Below are 11746 nucleotides of genomic sequence, written 5' to 3' on the forward strand. Positions count from 1 at the left end.
CTCACCAGATCTTGCCGCCAATCCATGTCCCTGCCGCCGCAAGGAAGGGCTGGATTTCAATATCCGCCCACACGCCCGCCGCGAAATAGGGATCGCTTTCCAGCAGCGAGCGTGCCTCGGCAGCGTCGGCCACGTCCAGCACGATCAGCGAGCCGATAATGACACCTTTGTCATCCTTCAGCGGACCCGCGACCGCGACCTGGCCCATGATCTGCTCGACCCGGGCGAAATGCGCCGCACGATGCGCATCCCTTTTCGCGGCGCTGTCCGGTGCATCGCGAGCGATGATCGCAAAGTGGGGCATCAGCTTGCTCCGTTGATCGAAGGCGCCTCGATCAGCAGCACGCGGCAGTCGGCAAGGCCCTCGCGCAGCTGCTTCGCCTCGCCATATTCCGGGCTGTTCCAGAAGGCGAGGGCGGCCGCACGGTCCGGCCATTCTGAGATCACCACGGAGCTCCCCTCGGCATCGTCGCCCTCCAGCACCAGCGCGCCCGGAGCCCGCAAGACGTAGCGTCCGCCGAACTTCGCCACGAGTTCAGCCGCGCGCGGAGCATAGCCGGCCAGGAACGCCGCCCGGTCCCGAATATCGGCAGTGACGATCAGATAGGCAGCCACACGAACCTCCTGTTGCAAGATTGCGACACTCTCGCCCTCGCTATCCATCCTCCGGATAATTTGTCTGGACAAATTTTGCTGCGAGTGGAAGCTTTGGAGTGAAACGAAATTAGGGGGAGATGCAAATGCGCGGCATTGGGAAGGCCATTCTGCTCGGGATGACGGCGCTGTCAGGGTCGGCCGCTTGGGCGCAGACGGATACGGCCGCAACCGAAGACCGCGGCGGCATCGAAGAGATCGTCGTTACCGCGCGCAAGGTTGAGGAGACGCTCGCTGACGCCCCCGTGACCGTGTCCGCCGTCACGTCCCGCCTGATCGAGGAACAGGGACTGCGCTCGATCGACGAGTTCGCGCGCCAGGCAACCGGCATCAGTTTCAGCCAGGCATTTGGCCGCTCGACGGATCGCCCGGTCATACGCGGCCAGTCGAACGTGCTTGCCGGCGTGCAGTTCGGCGTGGAGACGGGCGCCGCTTATTTCGTCGATGGCATCTATTATCAAGGCGACATTCAGGGCTTCGACCCGGAATCGATCGCTCGTGTTGAGATCATCAAGGGGCCGCAGTCCGCGCTATACGGACGCAACACCTATGCAGGCGCGATCAACTACGTGACCAAAGATCCGTCGGAGACGCTGACCGCCACGATCACCGGCCGCGCCGCCGAATACTCCGAGGCCGATATCCTCGGCTCTATCTCCGGTCCGATCCTCGGCGACAAGCTCGGCTTTCGCGCGGGCGCCCGCTACTACACTTATGGCGGCCAGTATCGGAACCAGCTGACCGGACGAAAGGTGGGGCAGGAAGAGACCAAGTCCGCCTATCTGACGCTCGTCGCCGAACCCACGGACGACATCCGCATCCGCCTGCGCGGCCAATATCAGGAGGACCGCGACGGCCCGCTCGCGCTCTTTCTCACCGGGGCCGAGAACAACAACTGCAAGCCCGGCTTCCGCTCCCTCGCCTTCCGCCAGCGCAACCTGCCGCCGCCGGCGCCCGGTCCGATCTTCCAGCCTTCGCTCTACGGCATCAGCAACAACAATAATCAGTATTTCTGCGGCGCCATTCAGCCGCGCCCCAACGGCGTGAGGCTCAACACCGACCCGGTGCAGACGGTCGGCTTCGGCGTGCGCGACGGCACGGCTTTCGACGGCATCGAGAACAAGCAGTTTCTCGCCTCCGCCATCGTCGATTGGGATATTGGCGGGTCGGGCTGGGTGCTTTCCAGCATGACCGGCTACCGCGACAACCGTAACCGGTTCGGGACGGACTCGGATCATTCGGAGGCCTTCTTCTTCCTCTTCCCGCCGATCCCCGGCCCGGAAGTGGAGCCTGCCTTCACCAACTCGAACCGCGACAAGACCTGGGACCTGAACCAGGAAGTCCGGATCACCTCGCCGCAGGACCGGGCGCTGAAGGGCATGATCGGCGCCTTCTATTTCAAGCAGGAGATCGAGACGGTCGACCTGACCTTCGCCAACCCAAAGCGTGGTGAACCTCTCGGCTCAAACAACTCGTCGATCTCGACGATTGAAAATGTCGCGCTGTTCGGCCTGCTCACTTGGGACGTGACCGAGCGGCTGAGCATCACCGGCGAACTCCGCTATTTCGAAGAGACCAAGCGCCTGATCGACCGTGTCGCGGCGACGTCGCAATTCTGCGCGGGCGTCGGACAGTCGCAGCGAACCCAGTTCGGCTTCACCGGCACGTGCCTGCCCAAGGGCAAGTGGGACGGCCTCGATCCGCGCGTCACGATTAACTTCAAGCCCAACGACGACCTGCTCCTCTACGCAATCTACGCGCAGGGGCGGAAGCCGGGTGGCTTCAACGGCACCGGCGGCCTGTCCGCGCTCGCCCAGACCGGCGAGGACCTGACGCTCTACGATCAGGAAACGGCGAAAGGCGGCGAACTCGGCGTGAAGTGGAACACGCCGGACGGTATGTTCGGCCTGACCGCGGCGGCCTTCTACAACCGCCTGTCTGACGTCCAGCTGACCCGCTCCATTCCGCCCTCGGCACCGGGGCAAACCACGACCTCCGTCGCCGTCAACACCGGCGACGCCCGTACGATCGGCTTCGAAGTCGAGGCCCGGATCGCGCCGGCCCGCGACCTCAACATCTATCTCGGCGGCAGCTTCACCGACGCGAAGTTCACCAAAGGCTGCGATTTCGACTTTTTCGTGCTGAACTCGGGCGGCCTGCAGCCGAACTTCAGCACGGCGAACCCGACCGCGGCCGGCCTGCCGCTCTGCAATATCGACGGCAAGCGGCTTCCGCTCGCCTCCAAATGGATCTTCAACGGCTCCATAAACTGGGAGCCGCCGATCACGGACGAGATCCGGCTGGTCGCGAACACCAGTTTCAGCCTGGAGGATCGCAAGTTCATCCAGACCGACAATCTCGCCTATGTGCCTGGTGCCTTCATCATGAACGCGCGGCTTGGCTTTAAGACCGACCGGTTCAGCATCGTCGCCTTTGCGCGTAATCTGACCGACGAGGACGCGCCGCCGCTCGCGACGCGCTGGTTCGACTATCGTTACGGTAACGGTGCGCGAAATCTGCCGGCTCCGGTGGGCGGTCTGCGCCTCGGTACGTTCGACGGCAAGGCGGCCGTGATCGACACCGGTGCGCCGCGCGCCTTCTTCACGGCCTTGCGTAAGGGCCGCACCTTCGGCGTCGAAGGCTCGCTGCGCTTTTGAAGTTTGGCCGCCCCGGCGTTCTGACCGGGGCGGCCGCTATTCAGTGGTTCGGCGCCTTGGCCGGCACATCGCCATTCTTCGCGTCGACCTTCTTCTTGAACACGGTCCAGGTGGTTTCGTTCGGCCGCGCATCGTCGCCCGGCGGCGGTGAGGTATAGGCCGGATAGTTGGCCGCGATTTCCTGCTTTAGCACGGCAGGCAGCTCGTCATAGCTTTTCAGTTTGGCGCCCATCGCGTTGAAGATGATCAGGCCCTGGCGACTGCCCATCTTCATCCACGGCATCCAGTTGGAGATGCGCACCCAGGACACGGAAGGATAGGCCGTCGGCTTGGACGTATCGAGCAACTCGTCGGCGCGCGCCGCAAAGTCGAAAATCTCCATCGCGTGATAGTCGTTACCGACATAGGCCTGATAGTCGCCGCCCAGCACATTGTGATAGAAGAGCGGCACTTCGAGCGGCATCTGCACCCAGGGGCCCATCCGCTTCATATTGACCGTATAGGGCTTGCCGTCGGCGCCAGTCGGAAAGCTCGGACGGCCGTTCACGGGATCGTTGGCGATGTGCATCACCTCCACCGTCTCACCGGTCCAGGGATTTTTCCATTCGCGCAGCACCTGGCCGGTCGCCGGATCGAGATAGAGCATGACCTCGCGGCTGACCTGGCGATAGCCTTTGCCGCGCTGCGGATCGGTGACGGCGACGCACTGGCGGATGTTCATGCCTTCGCCCGTGAAGAGCAGCCGGTCACGCTCGCCCTCGACGCGCGAATAGACCTTGCCAGACCAGTAATAGACCGCCGGCTGGCCGTCCTTCTCGCCGCATTGAGTGCGCTTGGAGATTTCCAGTGCATCCTCAGGCTTGCTCGGGTCGAGCATGCGCGCGGCGGTCGGCGTTGCGGCGGCGCCGGCCAGCAGCAACGCGGTGATCAACTTGGTCATTCAGACTCCCCTTCTCCTCGTCGCAAACAGGCTATCGTAGCGAGCGTCAAATGCAATATGTCCGGACAACTTTGAGGAGAGAGGGGTGATGCTGACGACGATCGGACTGGCGGCCGCGGCATTGCTGGCCGGCGAGGAGATACTCGACCGGGCCGCGGATGCGGCTGGGGGTGACGAGTGGCTCAATGCGAGGACCCTGGTACTGAGCGGAACGGCCGTCTTCTACGGACCGGCCGGTTCCGAGCCCCGCTCCCGCGCGACCGATTACCGCATGTGGCGCGTCTTCGATCCGGCTCGCAGCGCCGCCCATGGCGCCGAGGGCAAGGTCCGGATCCTCGCCTGCGACGGCAAGCGCCAGCTCTTCACCGTCGGCTATGACGGCAAGACTACGTGGACGGAGCGGGGCGTCACGCCCAAGGCAGAGGCCGATGCCTTCTGGGCGTCCAATTTCGGGTTCGGGATCATCCGCCACGCGCGCAAGCCCGGCTTCAAGGCGGAGCGGGTGCCCGACGACATCGTCGGCAACCACAGGCTCTATATGGTGCGCCTCACCGACCCGGCGGGCGGCACCACGCTCTTCGGCGTCGACAAGCAGAGCTTCGCCATCCGGCTGATGGGTTTCGCGAGCCCGCGCGGCTGGCATGTCCGCACCTATGACGATTTCTACCGCCTGCCAAACGCCCGCTGGCTCCAAGCGCGCAAGGTCACGCTCTACTATAACGGCGTCAAGGCGAACGAAGTGATGTGGCAGCAGGCCAGCGTCAACTTTCCGATCGACGATGCGCTGTTCGCACCCTCGTCCAAGCTCGCTTGCGGAGACGATCGATGATGCTTACCCTGCTCGCTGCCGCTGCGCTTGATCCGCCGCTGGAGGAATATGCGGCGCTGGCCACCGGCCACTTTTCGAGCGCCGCCCAACATCGCAGCGATCCGCGCTATGACGAGGTCGAAACGCGGGTGGTGCGGATCTGGCCGGAACGGACGGACGGCCTCTGGCTTTATCAGGAGCAGGCGATCGTCAATCAGCCTGGCAAGACGCGCGCGCAGGCGCTGGCCTCTCCCTATTTCCAGTTCGTCGCGAGGATCGTTCCGCTGAAATCCGGCAGCTTCAGGCGGGACAATCACCGCGTCCGCGAGGGCGCCCGCTTTGCCGGCGGCAAGACCGGCACCCTCACTCAGGCCGACCTGATGGAGGCGGGCTGCCACAACCGGATCGACCGCATCGCCGCCGCATGGTTCACCGGCACCACGGAAAGCTGCGCCAACCGCTACAAGGGCGCGGCCTCGATGCTCAGCCTGTCCGTCCTCACGAATGGCACCTATGTGAACTGGGATCGCGGCTTCGACCTGGTCGGCGCTCGCGTTTGGGGGCCGGAGGAGGGCGGCTATATCTTCGATCGAGTGGTGGAAGCTGATGTGAATAAGTCTCCGGCCAATTGAGCCTCTGCTGAGCTGATCCGGCATCCGCATAAGAGCGGTTCGTTCGTCCACTTTGCGCCTCTTATTGCAGTCCGGAGCTGCTCGCGAGAGTTAGCTTCATCGCGCAACTCGAACGCATAAACGCCAAGTGCTCAGACGCTTGATGCGCCTGACGAACCCCAGAGGTCCGTCTCGATGGGGTTGAGGCTCCTCATCGGCGGTGTCCGCCGGGCTCACAAGTTGGCGACATGCAAGCGCTAAACCTGTCCGGCTCCTAGCATTCTACTTGTTCTTTATACTGACAAGAGCGATCTGGTCCGGATGACCGCCAATCCGACTGCACAACGCGACCGCAAGATGACGTCCTCGACGATTGATGCCGAAACCGTCGCCGCGCTGGAGGCGATCGATGCGCGGCTCCGCTGGCTGTCCGCCTGGACCATTCACAACGCCAATCACCTGCGAGAAAGCCGTGATGGGCTGAAGGTCGGCGGGCATCAGGCCAGCTGCGCGTCCATGACGGCGATCATGGTGACGCTCTATTTTCACGCGCTCGGACCCAACGACCGCGTCGCGGTCAAGCCGCATGCAGGGCCGTTGCTGCACGCGATCCACTATATGCTTGGCAATCAAAGCCTCGACCAGCTCCAGCGCTTCCGCGGCCTGGGCGGGATGCAGAGCTATCCCAGCCGCACCAAGGACAAAATCCCGGTCGATTTCTCGACCGGCTCCGTCGGCCTGGGAGTCGCGATTACCGCCTTTGCCAGCCTGGTTCAGGACTATCTGATCGCCCACGGCCAGCTCGCCGAAGCCGATGCCGGCCGAATGATCGCGCTGATGGGCGATGCCGAACTCGACGAGGGCAATATCTATGAGTGCCTGATCGAGGCTTATAAGCACGATGTCCGCAACTGCTGGTGGATCATCGACTATAATCGCCAGTCGCTCGACGCAACCACCGCCGACCGCATGTTCCGCCGCTTCGACGACATCTTCGAGACCTGCGGCTGGCGCGTCGTCACGCTGAAGCATGGCCGGCTGCAACGCGAGACGTTCAGGCGGCGCGGCGGCTCGGCGCTCGAACGCTGGATCGATAACTGCCCCAATGCCGAATATGCCGCGCTCACCTATCAGGGTGGCGCCGCGTGGCGGACGCGCCTGGCCGCCGACATCGGCGACAAGCCCGGCATAGCCGATATCCTCGCATCCTTCGACGACGAGGGACTGCACCAGCTGATGACCAATCTTGGTGGCCATTGCGTCGAGACATTGGCCCAAGCGTTCGACGGCGCGAAGGACGACCGTCCCACGCTTTTCATCGCCTATACGATCAAGGGCTATGGCCTGCCCTTTGCCGGGCACAAGGACAATCACGCCGGCCTGATGAACCCGGGGCAGATCGCACAGCTGCGGGCCAGCCTGAGCATCGCCGAAGGGGCCGAGTGGGAGCCTTATGCAGGCTTAGGCGACAATGCGGCCTCTGCGTTGCGCGCGTTCGTCGAAGCCTCGCCGCTGAAGCAGAAGGTGGCCGATCGCGCCTTCGATCCAGTACCGGTGCCCGACCGCCTGCCGGTGCCGGAGGGCGCCGAGCAATCGACCCAGGCGGCTTTCGGCCGCATCCTGCTGGACCTCGCCAAGTCCGGCCATCCGCTTGCCGATCGGATCGTCACCACCTCGCCCGACGTGACGGTCAGCACCAATCTCGGCGCCTTCGTGAACCAGCGCGGCCTGTTCCGCCGCCAGGACCTGGCGGACGTCTTTCACCTGGCGAAGATCCCGTCGGCGCAGCGCTGGGCCGGACATAAGGCCGGGCAGCATATCGAGCTGGGGATCGCCGAACATAACCTGTTCCTGATGCTGGCGGCGCTCGGCCTGTCGGCGCCTTTGTTCGGCACGAGGCTGATGCCGATTGGCACCGTCTACGATCCGTTCATCGCACGCGGTCTCGATGCCCTGAATTACGCCTGCTACCAGGACGCACGCTTCCTCTTGGTCGCGACACCGTCCGGGCTGACGCTGGCGCCGGAGGGCGGCGCGCACCAGTCGATCAACACGCCGCTGATCGGCATGGGCCAGCCGGGTCTCACCTACTACGAGCCCGCCTTTGCCGACGAACTTGCGCTGATCATGCGTGACGCTTTCGCCCGGATGCAGGCGCCCGACGGTGGCTCCACCTATCTGCGCCTCTCGACCCGCAGCATCGCCCAGGTCGATCGCGAGGACGATCGCTGGCAAGAAGGCGCGCTGAAAGGCGGCTATTGGCTGAAGGCGCCCGCGCCGGGAGCGGAGGCGGCGATCGTCTATGCCGGAGCGCTCGCGCCTGAAGCGCTCGCCGCCTGGGAGGCGCTCAAGGACGATATGCCCGGCCTCGGTCTGCTCGCGGTGACCTCGCCCGACCTGCTGCACCGCGGCTGGAGCGCCGCGCGCGCCGCGCGCTGGACGGCGGAGCGGGGAGCGGAGAGCCATGTCGCGCGGCTGCTTGGAAGCCTTAGCCCGACGGCCGGCCTGATCACGGTGATCGACGGTTCGCCTTCAGCCCTGTCCTGGCTGGGCGGCGTGCGCGGCCAGCGGGTCAGCCCGCTCGGCACCGACCGCTTCGGCCAGACGGGCGACCTGCCCGACCTCTACCGCACCTACCGGCTGGATGCCGATGCGATCGTGGAAGCCGCGGCCGAGCTGTTCCTTTAGAGCCGCGGCTGCCCTTTTTCGACGAAACCGTGATGCACCCGCCAGGCTGGCGCGTTAGGCAGGGTTATGGCCGACGTACAGAGTAGCAGCGCACCCAGGATCATCCGACGCGAGGATTATCGCCCGCCCGCGTGGCGCGTGCCCGACATTGCCCTGGAGTTCGAACTCGATCCGGCACGAACCATCGTGCGGGCGCGACTGGCGGTCGAGCGGGCGGGCGAGGGGCCCTTGCTGCTCGATCATGGCGGACAGGAAATGCTCGCGCTGCGCATCGATGGCGCGCCTGCCGACTGGCGTGACGAGGATGGCCGGATCGCGATCGATCTTCCCGGAGCGACGCACCTGATCGAGACCGAGTGCGTGCTCGCGCCCGAGATCAACACTGAGCTGATGGGGCTTTACGCCTCGGGCGGGCTGCTCTGCACCCAATGCGAGGCGGAAGGCTTTCGCCGCATCACGCCGTTTCCGGACCGTCCTGATGTGCTGTCGCGCTATCTGGTGCGGATGACCGCCGATAAGGCGCGTTTTCCCGTATTGCTGTCGAACGGCGGCCGGATTGGAGGTGGCGACCTACCGGACGGCCGTCACTGGGCGGAATGGCGGGATCCATTCCCGAAGCCCAGCTATCTGTTCGCTGTGGTGGCAGGCGACCTGAAGGCCAATCGCGACAGCTTCACGACGATGAGCGGCCGCAAGGTCGAACTCGGGATTTGGGTGCGGGAAGCCGATGTGCCGAAGACCGCGCATGCGATGCAGGCGCTGAAGGACGCCATGGCGTGGGATGAGCGCGTCTATGGCCGCGAATATGATCTGGACATGTTCAACATCGTCGCCGTCGCCGATTTCAACTTCGGCGCGATGGAGAATAAGGGCCTCAACATCTTCAACTCGCGCTACATCCTCGCCGACCTGGAGACCGCAACCGACGCGGACTTCGACGCGATCGCGGCCGTGGTGGCGCACGAATATTTCCACAATTGGTCCGGCAACCGGATCACCTGCCGCGACTGGTTCCAGCTGTCCTTGAAGGAAGGCTTCACCGTCTTCCGCGATCAGCAATTCTCAGCCGATCATGGTTCGGCGGCCGTCAAGCGGATCGAGGATGTGCGGGTGCTGCGCGCCGCGCAGTTCCCCGAAGATTCCGGGCCGCTCGCCCATCCGGTGCGGCCCGACAGCTTCATCGAAATCAGCAATTTCTACACGGCGACCGTTTATAACAAGGGTGCCGAGCTGATCCGGATGATGCACACGCTCGCCGGACCCGAGCGTTTCCGGCGCGGCACCGATCTTTATTTCGATCGGTTCGACGGCCAGGCGGTCACCTGCGATGATTTCGTGGCTGCGATGGAGGAGGGCGCGGGGCTCGACCTGTTCCGCTTCCGCCGCTGGTACGAGCAGGCCGGCACGCCCAAGGTGTGCGCGAGTGTGCGGAGCGAGGGCGCGGACACGGTGGTCGCCCTGCATCAGCATGTGCCGCCGACGCCGGACCAGCCGGCCAAGCAGCCGATGCCGATCCCCTTGCGCATTGCCCTGTTCGGCGCGGAGACGGGCCGCAAGCTGGGCGAAGAGCGGCTGGTGGTGCTGGAGGAAGCGGAGGCAGAGCTGCGCTTCTCCGGCCTCTCCGAACGGCCTGTGCTGTCGATCAATCGCGGCTTCTCCGCGCCGGTGATCGTCGAGAGCGACCGCACGCCTGCCGACCTGGCGCTGCTGTCGGCGCACGACGACGATCCGTTCGCGCGCTACGAGGCACTGCAGCAGCTGATGCTCGACACGCTGATCGTCCGTATCGGCGGCGGTGAGGGCGATCAGTCGGCGGTCGTGGAGGCGGTGCGGCGGACCTTGACCGATCCGGCGCTCGACAAGGCCTTCATCGGCGAGGCTGTGCTGCCGCCGTCCGAGGCGTTCATCGGCGATCAGATGAGCGTGGTCGATCCCGAAGCCATCCACAAGGCGCGCGAAGGGCTGCGCCAGCTGCTCGGCCGGGAGTTGCAGGGCGCGTGGCGTGAGGCTTATCTCGGCAGCGCGTCCAACCGCTTCGAACTGACGCCGGAGGCGAAGGGCGCCCGGCGGCTGCGCAGCGTCGCGCTCGGCTTCCTGATGGCCGGAGGAGCCGAGGACGCGCCCAGTCTGGCCCAGGACCAGTTCCGCGGTGCGACCAACATGACCGATCGCTACGGCGCCTTGAACGTGCTCGTCAGCACCGACGGTGCCGAGCGCGATGAGGCGCTGGCCGCCTTCTACGATCGCTACCGCAGCGATGCCTTGGTGCTCGACAAATGGTTCACCGTTCAGGCGCTGTCGTCACGTTCTAGCGTGTTCGACGACGTGTTGCAGCTCGCCCAACACCGCGACTTCGCCCTCACTAATCCAAACCGGGCGCGTGCCCTGGTCGGCGCCTTTTCCGCCAATCAGCGCGGGTTCCACAGCGGGGGTGAGCGGAGCTATCGCTTCCTCGCCGACACGATCCTGCAACTGGACGCCATCAACCCGCAAACGGCCGCGCGCTTTGTCGCGCCGCTCGGCCGCTGGCGCCGCTTCTCGCCCGATCGGGGCGCGCTGATGCGGACGGAACTGGAACGCATCGTCGGCGCGCCCAAGCTGTCGAAGGACGTCTTCGAACAGGCGAGCAAGAGCCTGGCTTGACCTCAGCGCGTCATCGCGAGGAGCCCTTCGACGCCGCCTGCGGCGTTGCTCAGGATAAACTGCGGCTCCGCCGCAGCGACGAAGCAATCCAGAGCAGCGGGCGCAGGACTGGATTGCTTCGCTTCGCTCGCAATGACGGACGAAACGCTATTTCAGCCAATCCGCCACTTCGACCGCGACCTGATTTGCGGCCTGGTTGAGCGCCACCCCCACGGCCGCTGCTTCGATCTCGGTCACCGGCACGCGCGCTTCGAAGCGGCGGGTCTGGATGGCGGTACCGCGCGCAACGGCGGCGTCGAAGGTTACGACCGCGCTTTGGCTCGCCTCGTCGATGCCGAAAGCCTGGAGCTGCCCGGTCACGCGCGTGCCAGGGTCGAAGCTGAACTGGCGGGCGGAAAGCACCGGTCGCCCTGTGCGCGCGGCAATCACGTCTGAGAGCAGACGCTGGAACAGCCGCGCCGGCGGCTCCACCCATTGCGCTTCCTTCACATAGGCGACGGCGGTGGCGCCGCTGCGCACCGGCACGCGGTTGCTGGCGAGTTCGGCGGGGACGGTGGGGGTGAGCACCGATATCGCCTCTCCGGCCGCGACGCTCTGCGCGGTGCCGGGTGCAATGGTCTGTGCAGGCGTCAGGCGCAGCAGTTCCTCCGGCGGTTTGGCACCGAAGCTGATGCAGCCCGAAAGGGTCACGAACATGAGCAAACCAAGAACCGTTCGGTTCGAGCGAAGTCGAGAAGCGCGTATC

Annotated in this window: 9 protein-coding genes; 5 read left to right on the forward strand and 4 right to left on the reverse strand. The window is 65.0% G+C overall.

Annotation, left to right across the window (positions count from 1 at the left end; genetic code table 11):
* Window position 1: 1 nt before the first annotated feature.
* Together VGT77_RS01995 and VGT77_RS02000 are read right to left on the reverse strand one after the other, a co-directional pair.
* The gene (locus VGT77_RS01995) at window positions 2-304 is read right to left on the reverse strand and encodes a YciI family protein (RefSeq protein WP_327459061.1); all 303 of its coding nucleotides are present in this window, start codon (window positions 302-304) and stop codon (window positions 2-4) included.
* Window positions 304-615, reverse strand: coding sequence for a DUF1330 domain-containing protein (locus VGT77_RS02000; protein WP_327459063.1), 312 nt, complete (start codon window positions 613-615; stop codon window positions 304-306). Before VGT77_RS02000 ends, VGT77_RS01995 begins: the two co-directional genes overlap by 1 nt.
* A 125-nt stretch (window positions 616-740) precedes the next feature.
* Here VGT77_RS02000 and VGT77_RS02005 point away from each other — a divergent pair, with 125 nt between their 5' ends.
* Window positions 741-3311 (forward strand): TonB-dependent receptor, encoded by a 2571-nt coding sequence (locus VGT77_RS02005; protein ID WP_327459065.1) that lies wholly within the window; start codon window positions 741-743, stop codon window positions 3309-3311.
* A gap of 40 nt (window positions 3312-3351) precedes the next feature.
* Here the strand turns inward: VGT77_RS02005 and VGT77_RS02010 are convergent, their stop codons facing one another.
* On the reverse strand, window positions 3352-4251 hold the full coding sequence (locus tag VGT77_RS02010) for a DUF1838 family protein (RefSeq protein ID WP_327459067.1): 900 nt from the start codon (window positions 4249-4251) through the stop codon (window positions 3352-3354).
* Between the two features lie 88 nt (window positions 4252-4339).
* Between VGT77_RS02010 and VGT77_RS02015 the strand changes: the two genes are divergently transcribed.
* The 4 genes from VGT77_RS02015 to pepN all read left to right on the forward strand — a co-directional run bounded on the left by VGT77_RS02015 (window position 4340) and on the right by pepN (window position 11001).
* Window positions 4340-5080: a hypothetical protein gene (locus VGT77_RS02015; RefSeq protein WP_327459069.1), complete on the forward strand. Its 741-nt coding sequence runs from the start codon at window positions 4340-4342 to the stop codon at window positions 5078-5080.
* Window positions 5077-5691, forward strand: coding sequence for a chromophore lyase CpcT/CpeT (locus VGT77_RS02020; protein WP_327459071.1), 615 nt, complete (start codon window positions 5077-5079; stop codon window positions 5689-5691). Before VGT77_RS02015 ends, VGT77_RS02020 begins: the two co-directional genes overlap by 4 nt.
* 300 nt (window positions 5692-5991) lie before the next feature.
* Window positions 5992-8358, forward strand: coding sequence for a transketolase (locus VGT77_RS02025; RefSeq protein ID WP_414713346.1), 2367 nt, complete (start codon window positions 5992-5994; stop codon window positions 8356-8358).
* 66 nt (window positions 8359-8424) lie between these two features.
* On the forward strand, window positions 8425-11001 hold the full coding sequence (pepN, locus tag VGT77_RS02030; protein ID WP_327459073.1) for an aminopeptidase N: 2577 nt from the start codon (window positions 8425-8427) through the stop codon (window positions 10999-11001).
* A gap of 147 nt (window positions 11002-11148) precedes the next feature.
* Here pepN and VGT77_RS02035 read toward each other — a convergent pair whose 3' ends face one another.
* Window positions 11149-11697 (reverse strand): ABC-type transport auxiliary lipoprotein family protein, encoded by a 549-nt coding sequence (locus tag VGT77_RS02035; RefSeq protein ID WP_327459075.1) that lies wholly within the window; start codon window positions 11695-11697, stop codon window positions 11149-11151.
* Window positions 11698-11746: the final 49 nt, after the last annotated feature.

The sequence above is a fragment of the Sphingomonas sp. genome, from assembly GCF_035944535.1.
Lineage (GTDB): Bacteria > Pseudomonadota > Alphaproteobacteria > Sphingomonadales > Sphingomonadaceae > Sphingomonas_B.